Below are 20,961 nucleotides of genomic sequence, written 5' to 3'. Positions count from 1 at the left end.
TGCAGCCGGTTGGGCCAATGACAGTTCGTGGCCAGACACGCCCGGCATCGGATTCAGGGCGTGGTCTGACGGCGAGAATTGATGGCTTCCTCGATGGCGGTCAGTGCCTCGAGCTTCTTGCTGAGCTGGGCGTTCTCGGCACTCAGCTTGCGGCGGACGCCTTCGCTCTTGTCGCGATCCGCGATCAGGCCGCGACGCTCCTCCAGCCCGTTGAGCCACTGGCGCAGCAGCGGCTGCAGACGACTCGGCGCGGTGGGCAGGTCCGCCTTGTAGAGGTCAGAGGCCAGTTCCCAATCGGACTCGTCTCCCCAGCTGAGCACGATGGCACGCGCCAGACGACGGTCATGGCGGTTGCCTTCCAGCTGCATCAGGGTGCTGTCGCGCCACTGATCGTTGCCGCGTTGAGCCTGCAGCGCAAAGGCGACCCACTCATCCAGCAGGCAGTTTCCTTCCTTGAAATCGGGCAGATCGCCCGCCCCATGACAGCTGTCCTGAACGCTGGGAGTATCGGCGACGTGTTCGTTGCCCGGCAAGGTGATATTCGACAGGGCGCCACAGGCACTGAGCAAGCTGACCAGCATGCCGGTGGTGATTCCCGTCAACAGTCGTTGACCCTTCATCACTTCTCTTCCTTGCGTGTCTGATGGCACTCTCGGGTGCCATTTCATGTGGTATGGGGTGCACTGTCACCCCCCAGCAGGACCTGCTCACCTTCCTGACCAGAGGAGGGTGAGCGGCTGGGGGTCGGCAAGGTCAGGCGGAAACAGACGTCGGCCTTGGCGTCCTCCACCAGCGCCAGTTGACCAAACTGGGCGCGAGCACTGTCGGCGGCCACCGAAAGACCGATACCGGAGCCCTTGAGCGGCCCCTTGCGCTTCACCGCGCCCTGATAGAAGGGCTGGAACAGGTGATCGCGGTCCTTCGGGGCGATCGGTTCGCCGCTGTTGGCGACCTCGATCACCAGCTGGCGACGCTCCTTGCGCGCCCTCAGCCATAGATCGCCGCCATCTTCCCCATAGGCGATGGCGTTGGAGATCAGGTTGTCGAGAATCCGGCCGGTACGCGGACGATCCGCCTCCCAGCTGAGGCTGGCGGGTGGCAGGTGCACGCGCATGCCCTTCTTCTCCAGTGCCAGGCGGTGCTTTGACAGCACTTCCTTGAAGACTTCGTGCACATCGAAGCGGCTACGTTCGAGCCCCTGATTGTGTTGCAGCAGATTGTAGTCCAGGAGCTGCTCGATCAGCTTCTGCAATTCCTTGCTGGAGTCATCCAGCAGACCAAGAATTTCCATCTGATGCGGGCTGAGCGGGCCGGCGACCTCATCGATCAACAACCCGGTGCCTTCACGGATGCTGGCCAGCGGTGTCTTGAGCTCATGCGACATGTGACGCAGGAACTGCTGCTTCTGCTCTTCCAGCTCATCCAGGCGTGCCGCCAGCCAGTCGAGACGCTCACCCAGCTGGACCAACTCGGCGGGCCCCTTGATGAGCGGACCCTCTCGGTCGGTGCCGCTGCCGAGACCATTGATGCGCCGCTCCAGCTGACGGATGGGACGAATGATCAGCCAGGTGAAGAACAGCATCAGCAACAGGCTGATGGAGACGAGCGCGGCCGTCTGCCACCACAGTTGAGTCTTCACCTGGGAGGCGCGCGCACGAATGCCCTCGATGCGGGCATCGACGAGTTCACGGGTGGAGTTCAGAAGGCCGCTGGCCTGGATGGAGAAGGGACCGAAGTCCTCGAGATGACTGCTGACCTGCGCCACGCTCATCTCGGGCATGCGCTCGAGTTGCGACAGCGAGCCCTTGAGTTCGCTGACGCGCGGGTCTCCCTCGCCCAGCAGGCGCGCCTGCTCGTCCAGCAGCTCGCGGAAGGCACTGGCCTTGTCAGCGTAGATCTTCATCAGATCCGGATTTTCCAGCACCGCGTACTGGCGTGCGCTGCGCTCCATCTCGACGGCGAGATTGGTCAGGGTGCGGGCTCGGCGAGTCTGGTCAACCGCCTGGCGAGCGCTGACATCGGCCAGCTCCGAGAGCTCGGAGAGTGCCTGACCCGCCTGGAACATCAGCACTGCAATCGGCAGCATCACCACCATGAATGCCATCAATACCAATTGAAGCAGAGAGCGGGGGCGCCAGTGCCGTGTCACCTTGGAGGCCATTGAAAGAACTCTATGCAGGAAAGGGGTGGTCATCATCGAATCACGTCTTCCAAGGATACCAGAGTTCGCCAGCGCCCATCGCGGTTGCCAGTTCGTTAATCAATATGATTCTGATTTAATTCATCCCCGCTCGACGACAGAAACCGCGCCCGGGCAGGTGTCGTGGATGATTCACTTGACCCATCCTCGTGAAACGCACAAAAAGAGGGCCGGCAAGAGCCGGCCCAAGTACGCAGGGAACTGAAGGGTCAGTCATCACGACGAATGCCTGTTACCTGGAGAGCAGACCTCCATCGTGATTGCTGGGCCTGACAGGTGGTCTGCCTGTCGCTGGCCCGGGAGTCGCCAGTGCCACCTGGTGGTCGTTCCAGGTCAGTTGACACTCGCCTCGGACAGGGTCCGAGCTCCCTATCGGATACATCACAGGGGGGCGATGCATCGCAATGCTTGCGGCGCTCGCCGGGCACTTCCCGGCGCTCACCTGAATTCCGGGGATGGCGGTGACGGATCAAGCATCACCGCATCCAGTATCGGGCATCCATGCCCGGGCATCCTTGCCCTAAAGATACTTTCCATGCCCTCTGGGGGCCGTACCTGTCTCATCGCAACCTGAAGTCACACATCGCGTGGAGCAGACGCTTGGCCTGTCAGCGATCACGGAGCGCACAGGGTAGTGAGTACCGTCATCGCTGGAAGGCCGGAGAAAATGTCCATTTTCATGGGCACTCCCTCGTGCTCAACATGACTATTGCCAACGCCGTGCCAATAACCGCAAAACACATTCAAAAACAATGACTTGTAAAGATACAAAAACCGGCATCGGCGTGGATTCCCACGCACGAGGCGTGAAACGATGAAATACATGTCCTTTTCGTCGCAAAATGCCAACAGTTATCGTTGGTATACGATTTTCTCCTTCCATATCAATCAATTGAAACGTCTCCTTTGCAAGACATCGCGCCACTCACTGATCCAGAAGTGCGACATCGATCCAGAAGCGCGGCATTGATCCAGAAGCGCGGCATCGATCAAGAATTGCGACATCGAGCCAGAAGCGCGGCATCTTGCCGGAATTTCCCGCCCATCATGCACAAGACCCCCGTCAGTCACCTGAAAGTTCAGGCGGCTGACGGGGGTCGAGAGTCTTGAGGGCGACGGCAAGCGTCTTGAGCGCCACGTGCTTGGGTCGTGACTAGAGCGCCTTGATCAGCACCTTGGAATTGCGCGCGGAGTTGTAGATCTCTCGGCGCATCGGCGGGAGGTCATCCAGGCCGGCCGACACGAAGCCGTGCTCGATGAACCAGTGCAGGGTATGCGTGGTCAGCGCGAACAGATGCGTGAGGCCACCACGCCGTGCACGCACCTCGATCTCGGCCAGCAGCTGCTCACCCCGCTGGCCACGCCGGTAGTCATCATGCACGGCCACGCAGGCCAGCTCGCCCATGGCAGCGTCACGACTGACATGCAGGGCTGCACAGCCGATGATCATGCCGTCACGCTCGAGCACGACATAGTCGTCGATCTCGTGCTCGAGGCGCTCACGCGAGCGAGCGACGAGGATACCGCGCTGCTCCAGCGGCCCCAGCAATGCCAGCAATCCTCCGACATCCTCCAGGCGTGCCTTGCGCAGCTGTTCGTAGCCCTGGCGGGTGATCATGGTGCCGATCCCGTCGCGGGTGAACAGCTCGCCCAGCAACGCATCGCGATCCCGCCAGCTGAGCAGGTGAGTGCGACCGACGCCGCGCCGCGCCGCACCACAGGCCGCGGCCAGATGACGAGACAGTTCGCTGTCATCCTCACGTGGCGGTGCCAGGGCGGCGGCCTGCTCAGGGTTGAGCTGACGCAACAGTACGCCATGCTCATCGAACAGCCCCTCCCCTTCTCCCAGCAGGATCAGCTTGTCGGCGGCCAGCGCCACGGCCGCGTGCTCGGCCACCTCGGCCGCATCGAGGTCGAAGACTTCGCCAGTGCTGGAGAAGCCCAGCGGCGGCAGCACCACGATGGCCTGCTGGGAAAGCAGCCCCTGGATAGCCTCGCTGCGCACCCGACGCACCTCGCCACCGTGCAGGAAGTCGACGCCCTCTCGCACGCCCAGCGGCTTGGCCATCACCAGATTGCCCGACACGGCGGAGAGCTCGACACCATGCAGCGGGGTATTGGGCAGCCCCAGCGACAGGCTGGCCTCCAGGCGCAGGCGCAGCGTGGCGACCTGCTGCTCCAGATGCGCGAGGATGTCACGGGTGACGACCCAACGCCCCTGATGACGCTCGGCCTCGATTCCCACTCCCTCCAGTGCTTCCCTGACCTGCGGACGCACGCCGAACACCACCACCAGTCGCACGCCGAGGGTGTGCAGCAACGCCAGATCCTGAATCAACTGCGTTCGTCGTGAGGAAGACAGCGCATCGCCTTCGATCAGAATGACGAAGGTGCGCCCACGGTGAGCGTTGATGTAGGGAGAGGAGTTGCGAAACCAGTCCGCGAAGGGAAAACGCGTGTTCAAGAGCCAGCTCCGTGCAGGAGGGAGGAAAATGACATGTCAGGCATGCCCATGAATCATCATATCAGCGCCGCAGCCTGCACGGCGAGCGACGCCCCTGACATCCATGCGGCCTAAACGAGAAAGGCGACCCGAAGGTCGCCTCTCTCTTTTTTTGAAAAACGTTTTTTCAAAAACGTTTTTCAAGTGCGTCTTGCCAATACATCTTGCCGATGCGTCTTGCCTATGCATCTTGCCGATGCGTCTTGCCGATGCGTCTTGCCGATGCATCTTGCGTGTTTCTCTCATGCAGCGCCCTGTCGCAAACCCCGTCGCAAGCCCGGGCGCTGTGGCAGATGTCGGCTTAGCCGAACATGCCCTTGAACATGAAGAAGAACAGGATCGACAGGATCGCGCCGGCCGGCAGAGTGATCAGCCAGGACATCACGATGGTACCGATCACGCGCAGGTTGAGCGCTGCCATGCCGCGTGCCAGACCTACCCCCAGCACCGCACCGACGAGGGTGTGGGTGGTGGAGATCGGCAGGCCGGTGCCGGAGGCCAGCACCACGGTGGAGGCCGCCGCCAGGGTGGCCGCGAAACCACGAGACGGGGTCAGCTCGGTGATGCCGGTACCGACGGTGGCGATGACGCGGCGACCATAGGTGACCAGGCCGACGACGATACCGCCGCCACCCAGCACCAGCACCCACCAGGGCATGCTGGCCTTGGCGCCGATCTGACCGGCGGAATCGACGACACTGATGATGGCTGCCAGCGGACCGACCGCGTTGGCCACGTCGTTGGAGCCGTGGGCGAAGGCCATGGCACAGGCGGTGAACATCATCAGCAGGCCGAAGACCTTCTCGACGCCGCTGAAGTCGAAATCATCACCGGTGGCGCGATTCTTCTCCTTGAGGCGAGAACGCGCGACCTTGCGCTCCATCAGCACACCGATCCCCATCACGATGGCACCGATGACGACGGCCAGCAGCAGGCTGGACTCGAAGCTCAGGTGCAGCCCGACATGCTTGAGGCCCTTGACCATGGTCACCATCGAGATGATGAAGCCGACCAGGAACATGTACATCGGGACATAGCGCTTGGCGGCCGCGAACGGGTCTTCATTGTCGAAGATCAGCGTCTGCACGGACTTGAACAGCACGAAGGCGATGGAGCCCGCCAGCAGCGGCGAGACCAGCCAGGAGGCCGCGATCTGACCGACCTTGGGCCACTCGACCGCATCCACGCCGAGACCCGCCGCCGCGAAGCCGACGATGGCACCGACGATGGAGTGGGTCGTGGAGACCGGCCAGCCCTTCATGGACGCGATCAGCAGCCAGATACCGGCGGCCAGCAGTGATGCCAGCATGCCGTAGACCAGGAACTGCGGATTCTGGATCAGCAGTGACGGGTCGATGATGCCCTTGCGGATGGTATCGGTGACTTCACCACCAGCCAGCCAGGCACCGAGGAATTCGAAGATCACGGCGATGACGATCGCCTGCTTGATGGTAATGGCCTTGGAACCAACCGAGGTACCCATGGCATTGGCGACATCGTTCGCGCCTACACCCCACGCCATGAAGAAACCGAATACGCAGGCAAGGATGACGAGCACATCGCCGTATTGAGCAATGATGGACATTAGGGAACTCTTGAGCAGATGGCAGGACGTCCTGACAGCGCTTAGCGCGCCATCAGGATCTGCAGTCGGGTACCGACCTTTTCAGCTTGATCGGCGACATCGCCGACCCAGTCGATAATCTTGTAGAGGAAGATCACGTCGACCGGTGGCAGAGCGGCTTCCAGCGAGAACAGGGTCTGGCGGATCGCGATCTGCTGTTCGTCGGACTGCTTCTCGAGCTCATGCAGCTCATTGATCAGCTTGTCGACCAGCTCGCTCATGTTGCGCCCGAAGCCGGACTCGACAAGATCTTCCAGCTCGCCCAGCGCACGGCGCGCCTGGCAGACCGATTCGACCGCAGTCTTCAGATACTCACGCATGGCGGGCACCAGCGCGGTGGGTATCTGCATGTGGCGACCCAGCATGATGCCGGCGATATCCTTGGTGACGTTCGCGATGGAATCCTGGACATGGATCAGCTCGAGAAGGTCGGAACGGGATACCGGCAGGAACAGCGAATTGGGCAGATTGAGACGCAGCTGCGTCTTCAGTTCGTCCGCTTCACGCTCCAGCTTGCTGATGGTCTGACGAATGCTGGCCGCCTGATCCCAATCACCCTGTTCGCAGGCGTCGAAGAAGGTCAGCAAGTGCTGGGCACAGTCGTCTGTCTTGATGATGTGGGTGTGCAGCGCCTTGAAAGGCGAGCGCCCGAACATCGAAGAGAAAGGGTTGGTCGTTACCATAGTGGCCGTCGGCGTTAAGGATTGACGCGCGGAGTGTAGCAAAGCCTTTGTGACGATCACATAACTTTCATCGTAACGACACGATACCGCCATGCTGTTGTACTTCACGCAACATCAGCGGCAGTCGGGGGGGAACTCGAAGGATTCCAGAGGAGAGATTGTCATGTAGCGACAGGACGCGGGGTCGCTGACTGATTACATTGTTCATAATATAACCAAGGAGTTGGCGGCAGGCAATTCATGTCACACAAATGTCACGATACTGTCATATCACTGTGATTCTGCTGACGGATCACCTGCCGTGGGAAGGCTGGCGACACGCTCTGCGCTTGCCTTGGCAAGGGACAGGCGCGAGCATGAAGCCGCCGGGGGCTGCCTGTCCCGGGATCTCGGACAGGCCGCCAGCGTCCTCGTATCGCTGTCATCATCCATGCCCGGCCATCTTCATTTTTCATCTTCTCGTACAGGGAGTGCCGTCGTCATGGCGCAGGAAATCGAACTCAAGCTGGCGCTGACCCACAGCGGCCTCGGACGCACGGCGATTCTGGAACGTCTTGCGGATATCGCGGAACTGGATGGCACCACGCCCCGTCGTCGCTGGCTGGCCAATACCTATTTCGACACGCCTGAGCATGCACTGGAACGCGCCAAGATGGCATTGCGCCTGCGCCGCAGTGGAGAGGATGCCGACAGTCCGGGCCCTTTGCGCCAGACCCTCAAGACCAGTGGCGAAAGCCATGGCGGCCTGCATTCGCGCGGCGAGTGGGAATGGGCGCTGCCCGACGGCCAGACAGGCCTCGATCTCGATGGCCTGCGCGGCCTTCCCCCTCTGCAGGCGCTTGAGGAAGGTGCGCGTGAGCACCTGCTCGGCGCCCTCGCCCCTACCTTCAGCACGGATTTCGAACGTCATGCCTGGCAGCTGGAACTGACGGTGACGCAGGATGGCCAGACGGCGGGTGTCGGCGTCGAGATGGCGCTGGATCTCGGCCACGTGAAGGCAGCAGGTCGGGAGACGCACATCCGCGAGATCGAACTGGAACTCACTGGCGGTGACGACCTGAGCGCCGAGCAGCGCGAAGGGGTGCTGTGGACGCTGGCGGAATCCCTGGCCAGCCGACTGGCCCTGCGCCCGGCAGATGCCAGCAAGGCACGCCGCGGTGCCGCACTCAGAGATGGCGAATGGCACGAGAAGACGCTGGATACCACCGACACGAATGCCCTGCTCGCCGCGGCCATCGATGCCCTGGATGCACATGCCGACCGCCAGCAGCAAGATGACATGCGCTGGCACGATCACGCCCTGGCCGCCTTCTCGGCCCTGGCCTCGCGCCTGGCCGCCAGTCAGCATCCCGGTCATGTCCATGCGGTGGCGCTGACGGAGGCGCTGAGCGAATCCCGTGAGCAGGGCACGCCAGACAGCTGGATGACAGCGGTCTTCGGTCAGCACAGCCTGTCGCTGCTGGCGGCATTGCGCAGCCGAGGCCAGTGAGGCAGCTCATTAAAAGCTCAGTGAGACAGCTCATCGAGAAAGCTCGTTGAGAAAGCTCATTGAGAGACCCCGGTGAAATCGCTCGCTGAGCGCCTGGCCATCGCGCCCTCACCTGCCCTGCCCCCACCATCGCGTCGCAGCCCGCCCCGGCGCTGCGACGCCAGTCAAGGAAGCCCGCATGCCTGAACGCCAAGGGCCGGCCAACGAATACGGCAGTACGTCACAATCCGCCACCGCCCCCCCTCGCTCCAGCGATTTCGAGCCGGCCAGCGGCAGGCTGCGTGCCCGGCTGTTCCACTGGATCTTCGAGTCCGACACCAAGGCGGCCAAGGCCTTCGATATCGCGCTGGTCGCGATGATTCTCGCCAGCGTCGCCGTGGTGATGCTCGATAGCGTGCCATCGCTGAATGCCCGCCATGGGGAGCTGTTCCGCATCCTGGAATGGACCTTCACCCTGCTGTTCACGCTGGAATACGCAGTACGCCTCTATTGCCTCAAACACCCCGGCACCTGGGCGAAGGGCTTCTACGGCGTGCTCGACCTGCTGTCGATCGCCCCGACCTGGCTCTCGCTGCTGATTCCGGGGGCGCAGGCACTGCTGGTGGTGCGCGTGCTGCGTGTGCTGCGGCTGTTCCGCGTGCTGCGCCTGATGGCCTTCGTCGGCGAAGGTCGCATGCTGGTCGAGGCTCTCGCGCGCAGTCGTCGCAAGATCCTGCTGTTCTTCATCACCGTACTCAGCATCATCACGGTGTTCGGCGCCCTGATCTATCTGATCGAACCCCCGGAAGCCGGCTTCACCTCCATCCCCAAGGCGCTCTACTGGGCGGTGGTGACACTGACCACGGTGGGCTACGGCGATATCGCCCCCATCACGCCCTTGGGCCAGTTCATCTCGGCGATGATGATGATACTGGGCTATTCGATTCTCGCCGTGCCCACCGGCGTGTTCTCGGCCGAGGTGCTCAACGGCCTGCGCATGCAGCAGACCAGCGATGAAGCCTGCCCCGGCTGTGGCCGTGAGGGCCATGATCGCAATGCCAAGTACTGCAAGTTCTGCGGCACCTGGCTGGATAAAGACACGCGTGACCCACGCGAGCCAGAGCCTGAACCAGAGCCTGAGCCTGAGACAGACCCGGAACCCGAACCTGAGCCCGACGCCGAGCCGCCAGCGAAGGAGGAAACCGCCTCCCCAGGCGACGACTCCCCCGACCGCGATCGCAGCTGACGAGGCCGAGTGTCACTCGGCACACGACAACGCCTCGGAAATGACAACGCCCCCGAGACCGCAAGGTCCGGGGGCGTTGTCATTCAGCCGGAAGCCGGCAAGGGCTAGCGGTCAGAGAAGGGCTTGTCCCAGGCGGTCAGCGTGGCCTCGCTCCAGCTGCCGTAGGAGGCATTCGGCAACATGATCCAATCCTTGCCGAAATGCTGCGCCTGCTCCGCGACGAGCGCCTTCTGCTGCTCGGGCGTCTTGTCGGAGAAGTCATCCGCGAAATCATGCAGGCTGTCGCCCAGCTGCATCACGATGTCGTGATCCTTCGCGATCGCCTGGCGACGCACTGACTTGCTCGGCCCCAGCAGGCGCACATGGGCGTCATCGACACCGGGCAGACCCAGGGCTTTCAGCGTGGCGACCGTGGCGTCCTTGTTCTCCTCGTAGCGATCCGACACGTAGTAGATCGCCACGCCACGCGATGCGGCAAGTTCGAGGAACTCCCTGGCACCCGGAATCAGGGTCGGCTTGCCCTCTCGCTCCCACGCCTTCCAGGTGTCCCAGCCCGTGAAGTCATGACAGGCCTTCAGATCACGCACCAGCAGCGCGGAGTTGTCGATCACGGTTTCATCAAGGTCGGTCATGATCGCGGCAGGTTTCTCGTCATCACGAGATGCCAGCAGTGTCTCCAGCTGACGTGTCGCCAGCGCATAGCTCTGACGCTGCAGGGCCGCGACTTCCGCCGATTGCTGCTGATAGCGCAGTGCCATGGCATATGCTGCCGGCGGACACTGCGCTGCCTCGGGTGTCTCGGCCGCCTGACTGACGGGAGCGACTCCCAGGCCCATGATTCCTGCCAGTGTCGCGACCCTGGTGGCTCTCGCCAGCAATGAGACACGCGCTTGAGATGAAGACGTGATCGGCATCGATGATCCTCTGTGCATGATAGGTATGTCGTTGAATTATCAAGACAGCCGAATATTAACACTCAGCGTTATTGAATTCCTGTTCAACGACCTCGCCTGCCATGTCACCATCCGCTTCTCGTCATCATGAGCAACGCGTCATGAGCATCTCGCCACGCGCGTCATGCGGCGTGCCTCACTCGACGAAGTTCGAGATGTCGCCTCGTCCTTCACGCACGATGACGGGCGGCAGGTCGCGCAGGTCCACCACGCTGGTGGCCTCCAGGCGGCAGGCCCCACCATCGATGATCAGATCCAGCGCATGCCCGAAGCGCTGGCGGATCTCTTCCGGGTCCGTCATCGGCAGCTCCTCGCCCGGCGGAATCAGCGTCACGCTCATCAGCGGCTCGTGATGTGCCTCCAGCAGGGCATGCGTGATGGCATGGTCCGGTACGCGCACGCCGATGGAGCGACGCTTGGGATGCAACAGCAGGCGTGGCACTTCGGTGGTCGCGTGGAGGATGAAGGTGAAGGCTCCGGGCGTGTGGCTCTTGAGCAGCCGGAAGACGGCATTGTCCACCTTGGCGTAGGTGCCGATTTCCGACAGATCCGAGCACATCAGGGTGAAGTTGTGCTTGTCATCGAGTTCACGCAGACGCTTGATGCGCTCGATGGCTTTCTTCTCGCCCAGGTGGCAACCCAGTGCATAGCCGGAATCGGTCGGGTAGGCGATCACGCCCCCCTGCCGAATGATGGCAACCGCTTGATCAATAAGACGTTTCTGCGGGTTTTCAGGGTGTATCTGGAAAAACTGTCCCATGCGGCGCTCCTTGCGTCAGCACAGTGCGCCGGACACTGGCGCACTGATCTCGGCGAACTCTCGACAAATTCTCGGCGAACTCTCGGCAAATTCTCGGCGAACTCTCGACAAGACCGGCCTGACACGACGCGACTCGTCAGCCAGGCCGGTCCGGCCATCTCTATCACATGGTGGCGGTGGCGGCCGCAAAAAAGGGTGCGAGGCGCGGATGACACCAGACGGGCGGCACCCTGGTGCGCGGTGGCGGACTCATGCTGCCGGGTGCCAGCGGCCCCCCCGGGAAGTGGAAATCACTGCCGACGGAAGCATAGAGGCCCAGTTCATCCAGCTGACGCGCCAGGTCACGCGCACGGTCGATGTTCTGGAAGCCGCTGACCAGCTCGGCGGCCTCACCGCCGGCAGAGATGAAGTCCCGCAGCAGCTCACCGCGCTTGGTGCGGGTGAGCTTGTAGCGCATCGGGTGCGCCATCACCGCGACACCGCCATCGGCACGTATCCATCCCACCGCCTCTTCCATCTCGGGCCAGTGTGCCTTGACGTCGCCCTTCTGGCCGGAGCCCAGGTGACGCTTGAAGGCATCCTGAAGATCACGGGCCAGCCCCGCCTCCACCAGCGCGCGCGCGAAGTCCGGCCGCGACAGGGGGCGGTCTCCCGACCCGCTGAGCGTGGCCTGCTCACGGGCACGCTGCATGGCATCACTCAGTCCCAGCTTCTCCATGCGCGCGGCGATCTCGTGACTGCGCCGCTCACGTGCATCATGTTGCTGCCTGAGGCCGGCGCTCAACGCGTCTCCGGCGCCCTCGGGCATCAGCGCCACCAGGTGGATGGTCTGATTGCGCCAGCGCACGGACAGCTCGCAGCCCGGCAGCAGGGTGACGCCATGGGCAATCGCCGCCTGCTGAGCCTCGAAGATGCCTTCCATGCTGTCGTGATCGGTCAGTGACATGCGCGAGACGCCGCGCCGCGCGACCAGCGCGACCAGCTCTGCCGGCGCCATGCCGCCATCGGAGGCGGTCGAGTGCATGTGCAGGTCGATGTCCGGCACCTCGATGTCCGTCTCGAAACGCTGGGGCAGCGCGCGGGGGACCGGACGGGCAGGCGGTGGCGATGATGGCTGGTGAGCGGGCGACTCGGATGTCGGCGGATGGTCGGACAGGACGTCGGACACGGGAAAACCTCTCGGGATGAACGTCCAGAGCCTCGAGTTGCCGATCATGCTGGCAAGCCCTCGGCAGGGACGTCAGGGGCAGTGTTGACTGCCGTATATGTCTGGAAGCCACATGGGCTTTGTCAGCAGGCAGCAATGGCGGCAGAATGAACGCATGCAGGCAAGGGTGCGCCGCTGGTTGCCAAAGGATACCACTCGCACAAGCCCTTGCCTTCCCGACGGCACCGCCGTCGTGTCCAGGAGTGTGTGTTTCTCATGAAGATGTTGCTCGACTTTCTGCCGATCGTGATCTTCTTCGCCGTCTACAAGACGACTGGCGACATGATCATGGCCACGGCCGTACTGATCCCTGCCACCCTCGCCCAGGTGCTCTATATCTACTGGCGTCACAAGCGTGTCGAGAAGATGCAGCTGGTCACGCTGGCGCTGGTCGTCGTGCTGGGTGGCGCGACCGTGCTGTTCGGCAACAGCGCCTTCATCCAGTGGAAGCCGACCGTGGTCAACTGGCTGTTTGCCGTCGCCTTCCTGCTCTCGCCGCTGTTCGGCGGCAAGCCGCTGGTGGAGCGCATGATGGAGAAGGCGATCCAGCTGCCGCGTGCCATCTGGCACCGCCTCAACCTGGCGTGGGTGGTATTCTTCCTCGCCATGGGCGGCCTCAACATCTATGTCTTCAGCCACTATTCGGAAGACATCTGGGTCGATTTCAAGCTGTTCGGCATGCTTGGCCTGACACTGCTGTTCGTCATCGTTCAGGGCGTCTATCTGTCCCGTCACATGGTGCAGGCCCCTCAGGAAGAGTCTTCCTCTTCCACCTCTTCACATAAGGATGATTCGTGATGCTGTATTCCATTGTCTGTCAGGATGTCGAAGGTAGTCTCGAAGCGCGCATGGCAGCACGACCGCCACATCTGGCACGTCTTGAGGCCCTGAATGCCGCAGGCCGTCTGGTCATCGCCGGCCCCAACCCGGCCATCGACAGCGAAGCACCGGGAGACGCCGGCTTCAGCGGCAGCGTCATCATCGCCGAGTTCGATTCCCTCGAAGAGGCCCAGAAGTGGGCCGATGCCGATCCCTTCGTCATCGCCGGTGTCTATGCAAGCGCCGAAGTGAAGCCGTTCAAGCAGACACTGCCCTAGTCCTGACTGCCGCTCGGCCGCTGACCGGCGGCTTCGCCCCCTGACGACGGACAGCCTGGCTGTCCGTCGTCTGCGTTGGAGACGTTGCCCGGCCACTGCCCTGATGCCCTGCTCTCCCGCTCGACCTCCTGCCAGGAATGCCCGTGAACGATCGTCCCTCCTCCCCCCGCCAGCCCGCTTCCGCCACGCCTGAGCCGTCCGCATCGTCAGTGTCCGACGCGGCGCCGAAGGATAGGCCGGACGCCATGACACGCAAGCCTGCGACGACGCCACCGAGCGCGATCGACCCTGTCACGGCCCCCGGCGTGGTGCCGGAGGTCCCGCTGGCACCGCTGGCCGCGCTGGAAGAGGCACGCCTTGAATGGGATGACGCGGCCCCACAGGCCATGGATTACGGGGATGTGTACTTCTCGATCCACGATGGCCGCGCCGAGACCGTACACGTCTTCCTCGACAGCAACCGGCTGAGCGAGCGCTTCCGTGACTGGCGGGAAGCGCGCCCCTTCGTGATCGGCGAGACCGGCTTCGGCACCGGCCTCAATATCCTGTGCGCCGCCCAGCGCTTTCTGGCCACGGCACCCGCCGAGGCACGCCTGCATGTCGTCTCGGTGGAAAAGCATCCGATGCGTGCCGCGGATCTCGAACGCGCGCTGTCCGCCTGGCCGGATCTCGCCTCATTGGCGAAACCGCTGGTGGCACAATGGCCGGCTGCGGTACTCGGCGTGCATCGTCTGTGGCTGGATGAGCGCATCACGCTGGATCTGCACTTCGGCGATGCCGTCGAGCGCCTATCACGCCTCGAAGGAGGCGTGGATGCCTGGTTCCTCGATGGCTTCTCGCCGTCGAAGAATCCGGAAATGTGGTCACCGGCGCTGTTCGCGGCCATGGCCGGCATCTCGCATCCCGAGGCGACCTTCGCCACCTTCACCGCCGCGGGCTTCGTGCGGCGCGGCCTGCGGGCGGCAGGCTTCGCCTGGCGAAAGGTGCCCGGCCATGGCATGAAGCGCGAGATGATCTGCGGCGAGCTGGACGCTGCCACCTCGGCGGCGCGCGCCGAGCTGATGGGGCTTGCCGAAAGGCATGAACAGCATGACCAGCCCCGGCCCTCGCTGACATCGCCCGCACAGCGCGGGGTGCTTCATCCGCTGCGCCGGGAACAGCCCTGGACGCAGCCGCCCCAGCCGGCACCCATCTCCCGCGAGACACACGTCGCGGTACTTGGCGCTGGCATCGCCGGCACCAGCTGCGCCGAGGCGCTGGCGCGGCGTGGCGTGAAGGTCACGCTGATCGACGCCGAAGCCCCCGGTGCGCGGGCCTCCGGCAATACCCAGGGGGCGCTCTACGTGAAGCTGGCCGCCGAGACCAACCCTGCCAGCCGCTTCCAGCTGGCCGCGTTGCAATACAGCCGGCGCTGGCTGGCAAGCCTCGACCCCGAGCAGACCCTGTGGTCCACCAGCGGCGTGCTGCAGCTGGCCACCAGCGAGCGTGAGCGCAAGCGCCAACAGCGCTTCGCGGACAATCACCCGCTGCCCGAGGCGCTGCTCAGGCCGGTCACTGCCGACCAGGCCAGCCAGATCGCCGGCAGCGAGATCACCTTCGATGGCCTCTTCTATCCCGTCGCGGGCTGGGTGCGTCCGAAGGCGCTGTGTCAGCACCTCGCCGCCACGCCGGGCATCAGCTTTCGGCAGGCGCGCATCGAGGCCATTCAGTCGCTGGAGGCCGAGGAAGGCAGAGAGGAAGGCGGAAAGACAGGCAACAACGCACCAACGCCGCGTTGGCAGCTGCAAGCCAGCGACGGCAGCTGTCTGGAAGTGGATCAGCTGATCGTCGCGCTGGGGGAGAAGACTCACCTGCCCGAGCCGCTCGCGCATCTGCCGCTGCAGCCGATTCGTGGTCAGGTCAGCGAGATCACGGTGCCGCCCGAACAGGCAGCAGGGCTGCCCATGCTCGACAGCGTGGTGTGTGCCGGTGGCTATGTCTCGCCCTGTCAGCGTCACGCCGACGGCAGCGTGACGCTCAGCTTCGGCGCGACCTTCGCCCCGCGCGATGAGGATGACTCGGTACGTGAAGCAGACCACATCGCCAATGTCGCCGAGCTGCGCAGTGCGCTGCCCGCCTTCGTCGCTGCCTGGGAGCGGGCGCGTGGCGTCAGGCTGGAAGACGATGCCTGGCAGGGGCGTGTCGCCTGGCGCGCCGCCAGCCCCGACAAGAGCCCGCTGGCCGGTCCGGCACCGGACGCCGCGCAATGGCGTGAGGATTACGCCGCCATGGCCTTCGATGCGAAAAAGCGCGTGCCGTCACTGAGCGGCGCCCATTTGCCCGGCCTGTGGCTCTCCACCGCGCATGGCTCACGCGGCTTCACCACCGCACCGCTGTGTGCGGAGCTGATCGCCTCACAGCTGTGCGGCGAGCCGCTGCCGCTGGAGCGCGAACTGGCCGAGCACCTGCACCCGGGACGCCGCCTGATCCGCGACATCGTGCAGCGGCGCTGAGGCATTGGCGGACATTGGCAGACATGGGTGGACACTGGCAGAGACACAGGGCTCGCCCTCCGATGACGTCCTTCAGGGGAGCCGGCACTGCCTGGCAAGCGCCTGACGATCGATGACCTGATAGGTGAAGGAGGGGCGGCCTATCTGGCCGTAGTGGAAGGCCTCGCTGAGCATGCCGCAGGCCGCCAGATGGCGCAGGTACTTGCGGATGGTCACGCGCGACATGCCCGTGGCGCTCAGCAACGCCTCGCTGGTGAAACTGTCTTCATCGCGTGGCAGCGCCTGGATGGCACCGGCGACCAGCGCCAGGGACGCTGCCGTCACACCCTTGGGCAGGCGGCCATCAGACACCGTCCCCGCCGCGCCACTGACCGCCATGTGCGAGCCGAACAGCTGGTCCAGCTGCTGCTGACTGACCTCCCCCTCGAGACTCTCCAGCTGCTGGCGACCACGCCGTGCCAGTGCCAGTGCCTGCTGGAAGCGGGCGAAGCTGAAGGGTTTGACCAGATAATCGCATACCCCGAGCGCATGCGCGCTGCGCACCGTATCCGCCTCACTGGCGGCGGTGATCAGGATCACCTGGATGTCAGGGGCGGCATGGCGTCTCAACCAGCGCAATACCTCCAGACCGCTGCGGCTGCGCAGATAGACATCCAGCAGCACCAGGTCCACCGCCTCCTGCGCCAGCACCTCCAGCGCCGCGGCGACATCCTCGCACTGGGCGACCAGGCGCATGCCATCGATACGATTGAGGTATTCGACATTGAGACGCATGACCATGGGGTCGTCTTCGACTATCAGCACACGCATGCGCTCAGGCTCCTTGATCATGCGGGGTCTTGGACGGCAGCCGTCCAACGACGTGAAATGCTCTCAGGGCGCCGCAGTGGGCGACCGCTGGCAGGGCAAGGTCAGCTCGACCAGGGTGCCGCCGCCCGGGGGCGAGTAGAAGTGCCAGTCTCCCGCGCGCGCGGTCACGATCTCCTGTACCAGCGACAGCCCCAGCCCGCGACCTTCACCACGACTGCTTACCCCCGCCGCGCGCGCCGTCTCCATGAGCTCCGCCGACATGCCGGGGCCGTTGTCTGCCACGCTGATCGACAACTGGGCCTCTGACGCCTCACCCACGGATTCCAGCATCAGGCTCAGAGTGACGGCCGGGGCGTGTGTGGCACCGTCCATCTCCTCCAGCGCTTCGAAGGCATTGTCGAGCAGATTGCCGATCACGCTGACCAGATCATGGCTCAAGCTGCGCTCCAGCACCGGCAGCACGGCCTGAGACAGCTCGGCCTGAGACAGCGCTGCGCCGGGCATCTCCCTGTGCTCCGGCCGTGCATGATGCCACTCGACGTCCAGCTCGACATTGAGCGCGATGCCCCGCTCGCGAGACTCACTGTGCTTGCCGATCAGCAATCCTGCCAGCAGAGGGTCCGCGATGCGCTCAGCGGCCGCGGCATCCGCTGGCAGCTCCCGCTCCACCAGCAATGCCAGGTAATCTCGCAGGCCGTCGAGGTCCTGCATCTGCGTCAGCCCTGACAACACATGCAACCGATTGCGAAACTCATGGCGCGCGGCGCGCAGTGACTCTGCCTGTCGGCGGACGCCGGTCAGCTCCTCGGCAAGGCGCTGCATGCGGTCGTGCTCACGCAATACCAGCACGCCGCCCATGAGATGCTCGCCATCATGCACCCGCTGGCAACGCACCCACAATCGCCGCCCGTCATGGGTGACCTGACGCAGGCGAGCCGCGTCCTGCTCCGCCACCGGCGAGTGCGCGGCTAGACACTCGTGCATGCCGGTATCGGGCAACCACGCCTCAAGGCATTCTCCCGGTTCGGGGGCCGTCCCCAGCAGCTCGCGCGCCGCGGCATTCACCAGGGTGACATGCCCCTCGGGGTCGACCACGATGATGCCCTCTTCCAGGCTGGCCAGCACCGCCTGATGCTCTTCCACCAGACGCGCGATGGCCGCCGGCTCCAGCCCCTTGAGCTGTCTGCGCAGATAGCGTGCCAGCCCCAGCGCCCCCAGCGTGCCGAACAGCATCAGGATGCCCAGCCCGATCAGCAGCTGACGCTTCTCATCGGCCAGCCGCCGCCCCAGCGAATCCAGCGTGATGCCGATGGCAACGGCGCCGATGACGGAACGCGCTTCGCCATCGGATGCAGAAGCCATCACCGGGGCAAAGCTGCGCAGGCTTTCGCCGAGCGTACCGCGGGACTCGGAGAGATAGGCCGCGCCTCCGAGCGCACGTTGCTCGTCTCCCCCCTGAAACGGCTGGCCGATCCGCGCGGGCTCCGGGTGACTGAGTCGCATGCCGTCCGGACGCATCACCACGATGAAGTCGACGGCATTCTCGCGGCGCAGCCGCTCGATGCGTGCCGCCAGGCGGCTATTCGCGGCGGGAGGCGCTGCCTGCGAGGCGTTGGCTTCGCTCAAGGTGGCGCGCACCTCAGGCAGCCGCGCGATGCGTTGCGCGAGGGCGGCGATGCGCTGCCCCTGTATCTCATGCTGGGTCCGCTCCAGTTGCGCACTGAAGAGCCAGGCCGCGACCAGCAGACTGACGATCACCATGCCGGCAGCCAGCAGCGAGGTCAGCGCGCTCAGTCCGGGTTGAGAAGAATGCAACACGCCAGACAGTCCACGTGCCCCCTTGGTGGCATGGCCAATTCGCCCAGCACGTGAGCGAGCCGCGCCATGCGGTTTCATAAGTTTCAAAAGGCTTTCTTTAATTCGCAAAACTTGGCCCTCGAAAGCCACATCGTAAGCTCCCTGTGACGCGCATCCACTGCGCGGACATGATGTCCCACCTTGTCCCAACCGATCCCGCGATGCCACGCCAGCGCATCCGGACATGACAACAGGTCCTGCAACGACAGAGTGCAGGACAAGGAGCCTGCATGACACATTCCTCGCAGACCGCCACGGCCACGCCTGCCGACGAGTCGCCTTACCTGAAGACACGCATCTTCGGCATGTCCCTGCCGATCTTCGCCCTGTCGTTTCTGGTCCTGATCGCCGCCATCGCCACCGATACCCTGCCGGCCGGCATGATCGGCGCCCTGATGGTCATGATGGTCCTCGGTGAGCTGCTGGGCTTTCTGGGTGATCGCCTGCCGATCATCAACAGCTACCTGGGAGGCGGAGCGATTCTCGCCATCTTCGGCGCGGCGACCCTGGTCTACAGCGACTGGCTGCCACAGGATGTCACGGCCAGCGTCAGCGAGTTCATGAAGGCCGGCGGCTTTCTGAATTTCTACATCGCGGCACTGATCACCGGCAGCATTCTCGGCATGGACTCCCGCGTGCTGGTCAAGGTCGGGGCACGCTTCGCGCTGCCGCTGCTGTGCTCGGTGCTGTTCGCGGCACTCTTCGCGATGCTGGTCGGCTGGATCATGGGCTTCTCGCCCAAGGATGCCGTCATGGTCATCGCCCTGCCCATCATGGGCGGTGGCATGGGGGCAGGCGCCGTGCCGATGAGCCAGATCTACGAGCAACTGCTGGGACAGCCGGCCAGCTATTACATCTCGATCCTGGTACCGGCGCTGGCGCTGGGCAATGTCTTCGCCATCATCATCGCCGGGCTGCTCAACGGGCTTGGCAAGCGCTTCCCGTCACTGACCGGCGGCGGCCAGATGATGCCGGGCGTCGATGTCCGTGAAGAGAAGAGCGCGCCTGATCTCTCCCAGCTGGGCATCGGCATGGTCATCGCCCTGAGCTTCTTCGTCGCCAGCCAGATTCTCGGCAAGGTCATCCCGCTGCACCCCTACGCGCTGATGATCATCGCGGTTGCCGTACTCAAGTGCGCTAACCTGGTGCCGGAAAGCATCAACCAGGCTGCCGCTCAATGGTTCCGTTTCGTCGCGGGCAACTGGACCTTCGCGCTGCTGTTCGGCATCGGCGTGGCCTACACTGACCTGGGCCAGGTGATCGACGCCATCACCATCACCTACGTGGTGATCGTCTTCGGTGTCGTCGCCGGTGCCGCCTTCGGTGCAGGGCTGGTGGGCAAGCTGGTCGGCTTCTATCCCATCGAGTCCGCCATCACCGCTGGCCTGTGCATGGCCAACATGGGCGGCACGGGTGACGTCGCGGTCCTCTCGGCGGCCAATCGCATGCAGCTGATGCCCTTCGCGCAGATTTCCTCGCGCCTGGGCGGGGCCTTGATCCTGCTGATCTCGAGTCTGGTCGTGCCGATGTGGTTCGCATGATCCGGCCTCGATTCGCATGATCCGCCCTCGATAGGAGCACCGACGCCAGGTGCCTCGACAGACGCGGCAGGAACGACGACGCCCCCGGCCTGTGCCGGGGGCGTCGTCGTTTCCAGGGGCAGAAGCAAGGTCAGGGCTTCGCCAACGGATCATGACCGCTGGCCGGGCTCAGTCGCCCTCTTCCTCATCGTCTGCCAGCTGGCGACCGAAGGACTGCCATTGCTCCAGCGTCATCACCTCGGTGGATTCGGTGCCGATGTCATGGACGATCAACAGCTTGCCGCGTGACAGCTGGCCTTCCAGCTCCGCGACCCAGCCGGCCATGCCTTCGCCGACATCGGTGGTGTCATAGCCCTGACGGGTGACGAAGGTCTCCAGCAGGGCGCGACGCGTGTCGGCGGGCAGCATGGTCTGCGGCACCTCGATGAAGCGATCCTTCGGGTCCATCTGATCAAGCGGCATCTGACTCATGGGTAGCTCCTGTTCATCCGTGGAACGTGACGCAGCCATTGGCGCCTGC

At 64.0% G+C, this 20,961-nt stretch carries 17 protein-coding genes; 6 read left to right on the top strand and 11 right to left on the bottom strand.

Annotated elements, in window-relative coordinates:
- Positions 1–53 precede the first annotated feature (53 nt).
- The 5 genes from BOH68_RS01930 to BOH68_RS01910 all read right to left on the bottom strand — a co-directional run bounded on the left by BOH68_RS01930 (position 54) and on the right by BOH68_RS01910 (position 7,010).
- Positions 54–620, bottom strand: coding sequence for a hypothetical protein (locus tag BOH68_RS01930; RefSeq protein ID WP_077378987.1), 567 nt, complete (start codon positions 618–620; stop codon positions 54–56).
- Positions 621–664: 44 nt separating this feature from the next.
- Positions 665–2,161: a sensor histidine kinase gene (locus BOH68_RS01925; protein ID WP_077378985.1), complete on the bottom strand. Its 1,497-nt coding sequence runs from the start codon at positions 2,159–2,161 to the stop codon at positions 665–667.
- 1,192 nt (positions 2,162–3,353) lie between these two features.
- Positions 3,354–4,664, bottom strand: coding sequence for an amino-acid N-acetyltransferase (gene argA / locus BOH68_RS01920; protein WP_077378983.1), 1,311 nt, complete (start codon positions 4,662–4,664; stop codon positions 3,354–3,356).
- A 340-nt stretch (positions 4,665–5,004) separates the two neighbouring features.
- Entirely contained in the window at positions 5,005–6,288 is a 1,284-nt protein-coding gene (locus tag BOH68_RS01915) for an inorganic phosphate transporter (RefSeq protein WP_077378980.1), read from the bottom strand.
- Positions 6,289–6,329: 41 nt separating this feature from the next.
- The gene (locus BOH68_RS01910) at positions 6,330–7,010 is read right to left on the bottom strand and encodes a TIGR00153 family protein (protein ID WP_077378976.1); all 681 of its coding nucleotides are present in this window, start codon (positions 7,008–7,010) and stop codon (positions 6,330–6,332) included.
- A gap of 481 nt (positions 7,011–7,491) precedes the next feature.
- Here BOH68_RS01910 and BOH68_RS01905 point away from each other — a divergent pair, with 481 nt between their 5' ends.
- Positions 7,492–8,499, top strand: a complete 1,008-nt coding sequence (locus BOH68_RS01905) for a CYTH domain-containing protein (protein ID WP_077378973.1) — start codon at positions 7,492–7,494, stop codon at positions 8,497–8,499.
- 178 nt (positions 8,500–8,677) lie between these two features.
- A complete protein-coding gene (locus BOH68_RS01900) occupies positions 8,678–9,724 on the top strand; it encodes an ion transporter (RefSeq protein WP_077378970.1) in 1,047 nt (348 codons plus the stop codon).
- Positions 9,725–9,828: 104 nt separating this feature from the next.
- On the opposite strand, the gene BOH68_RS01895 is transcribed toward BOH68_RS01900, so the two are convergent.
- The 3 genes from BOH68_RS01895 to BOH68_RS01885 all read right to left on the bottom strand — a co-directional run bounded on the left by BOH68_RS01895 (position 9,829) and on the right by BOH68_RS01885 (position 12,605).
- Entirely contained in the window at positions 9,829–10,638 is an 810-nt protein-coding gene (locus BOH68_RS01895; RefSeq protein WP_258038345.1) for a 5'-nucleotidase, lipoprotein e(P4) family, read from the bottom strand.
- Between the two features lie 175 nt (positions 10,639–10,813).
- Complete coding sequence (locus tag BOH68_RS01890; RefSeq protein ID WP_077378966.1) at positions 10,814–11,437, bottom strand: L-threonylcarbamoyladenylate synthase; 624 nt, start codon at positions 11,435–11,437, stop codon at positions 10,814–10,816.
- 163 nt (positions 11,438–11,600) lie between these two features.
- Positions 11,601–12,605, bottom strand: a complete 1,005-nt coding sequence (locus BOH68_RS01885; RefSeq protein ID WP_240499608.1) for a PHP domain-containing protein — start codon at positions 12,603–12,605, stop codon at positions 11,601–11,603.
- A gap of 255 nt (positions 12,606–12,860) precedes the next feature.
- Here BOH68_RS01885 and BOH68_RS01880 point away from each other — a divergent pair, with 255 nt between their 5' ends.
- The 3 genes from BOH68_RS01880 (at position 12,861) to mnmC (ending at position 16,233) form a co-directional block, all read left to right on the top strand.
- Entirely contained in the window at positions 12,861–13,442 is a 582-nt protein-coding gene (locus tag BOH68_RS01880) for a septation protein A (RefSeq protein WP_077378961.1), read from the top strand.
- The gene (locus tag BOH68_RS01875; RefSeq protein WP_077378958.1) at positions 13,442–13,741 is read left to right on the top strand and encodes a YciI family protein; all 300 of its coding nucleotides are present in this window, start codon (positions 13,442–13,444) and stop codon (positions 13,739–13,741) included. The genes BOH68_RS01880 and BOH68_RS01875 overlap by 1 nt, the downstream gene beginning before the upstream one ends.
- A gap of 245 nt (positions 13,742–13,986) precedes the next feature.
- Positions 13,987–16,233, top strand: a complete 2,247-nt coding sequence (gene mnmC / locus BOH68_RS01870) for an FAD-dependent 5-carboxymethylaminomethyl-2-thiouridine(34) oxidoreductase MnmC (RefSeq protein ID WP_077378956.1) — start codon at positions 13,987–13,989, stop codon at positions 16,231–16,233.
- A 72-nt stretch (positions 16,234–16,305) separates the two neighbouring features.
- On the opposite strand, the gene BOH68_RS01865 is transcribed toward mnmC, so the two are convergent.
- Positions 16,306–17,043 carry a response regulator gene (locus BOH68_RS01865; RefSeq protein WP_077379372.1) on the bottom strand — a complete coding sequence of 246 codons (738 nt, stop codon included), beginning with the start codon at positions 17,041–17,043 and terminating at the stop codon, positions 16,306–16,308.
- Between the two features lie 63 nt (positions 17,044–17,106).
- A complete protein-coding gene (locus tag BOH68_RS01860) occupies positions 17,107–18,861 on the bottom strand; it encodes an ATP-binding protein (protein ID WP_258038344.1) in 1,755 nt (584 codons plus the stop codon).
- 269 nt (positions 18,862–19,130) lie between these two features.
- On the opposite strand from BOH68_RS01860, the gene BOH68_RS01855 reads away from it, so the two are divergent.
- Positions 19,131–20,441: a 2-hydroxycarboxylate transporter family protein gene (locus tag BOH68_RS01855; RefSeq protein ID WP_077378951.1), complete on the top strand. Its 1,311-nt coding sequence runs from the start codon at positions 19,131–19,133 to the stop codon at positions 20,439–20,441.
- Between the two features lie 168 nt (positions 20,442–20,609).
- Here BOH68_RS01855 and BOH68_RS01850 read toward each other — a convergent pair whose 3' ends face one another.
- A complete protein-coding gene (locus BOH68_RS01850; RefSeq protein ID WP_240499610.1) occupies positions 20,610–20,912 on the bottom strand; it encodes a YheU family protein in 303 nt (100 codons plus the stop codon).
- Between the last annotated feature and the right edge of the window lie 49 nt (positions 20,913–20,961).

Source organism: Cobetia sp. MM1IDA2H-1 (assembly GCF_002916775.2).
In the GTDB taxonomy this organism is placed as follows: Bacteria; Pseudomonadota; Gammaproteobacteria; order Pseudomonadales; family Halomonadaceae; genus Cobetia; species Cobetia marina.
This window is presented reverse-complemented; position numbering and strand designations above follow the sequence as displayed.

What these genes read in the sequence shown, in the direction of transcription:
- BOH68_RS01930 (WP_077378987.1), bottom strand. Translation starts at nt 620, where the DNA reads ATGAAGGGTCAACGACTGTTGACGGGAATCACCACCGGCATGCTGGTC.
- BOH68_RS01925 (WP_077378985.1), bottom strand. Translation starts at nt 2,161, where the DNA reads ATGGCCTCCAAGGTGACACGGCACTGGCGCCCCCGCTCTCTGCTTCAA.
- BOH68_RS01915 (WP_077378980.1), bottom strand. Translation starts at nt 6,288, where the DNA reads ATGTCCATCATTGCTCAATACGGCGATGTGCTCGTCATCCTTGCCTGC.
- BOH68_RS01910 (WP_077378976.1), bottom strand. Translation starts at nt 7,010, where the DNA reads ATGGTAACGACCAACCCTTTCTCTTCGATGTTCGGGCGCTCGCCTTTC.
- BOH68_RS01905 (WP_077378973.1), top strand. Translation starts at nt 7,492, where the DNA reads ATGGCGCAGGAAATCGAACTCAAGCTGGCGCTGACCCACAGCGGCCTC.
- BOH68_RS01900 (WP_077378970.1), top strand. Translation starts at nt 8,678, where the DNA reads ATGCCTGAACGCCAAGGGCCGGCCAACGAATACGGCAGTACGTCACAA.
- BOH68_RS01895 (WP_258038345.1), bottom strand. Translation starts at nt 10,638, where the DNA reads ATGCCGATCACGTCTTCATCTCAAGCGCGTGTCTCATTGCTGGCGAGA.
- BOH68_RS01890 (WP_077378966.1), bottom strand. Translation starts at nt 11,437, where the DNA reads ATGGGACAGTTTTTCCAGATACACCCTGAAAACCCGCAGAAACGTCTT.
- BOH68_RS01880 (WP_077378961.1), top strand. Translation starts at nt 12,861, where the DNA reads ATGAAGATGTTGCTCGACTTTCTGCCGATCGTGATCTTCTTCGCCGTC.
- BOH68_RS01875 (WP_077378958.1), top strand. Translation starts at nt 13,442, where the DNA reads ATGCTGTATTCCATTGTCTGTCAGGATGTCGAAGGTAGTCTCGAAGCG.
- mnmC (WP_077378956.1), top strand. Translation starts at nt 13,987, where the DNA reads ATGACACGCAAGCCTGCGACGACGCCACCGAGCGCGATCGACCCTGTC.
- BOH68_RS01865 (WP_077379372.1), bottom strand. Translation starts at nt 17,043, where the DNA reads ATGCGTGTGCTGATAGTCGAAGACGACCCCATGGTCATGCGTCTCAAT.
- BOH68_RS01855 (WP_077378951.1), top strand. Translation starts at nt 19,131, where the DNA reads ATGACACATTCCTCGCAGACCGCCACGGCCACGCCTGCCGACGAGTCG.
- BOH68_RS01850 (WP_240499610.1), bottom strand. Translation starts at nt 20,912, where the DNA reads ATGAGTCAGATGCCGCTTGATCAGATGGACCCGAAGGATCGCTTCATC.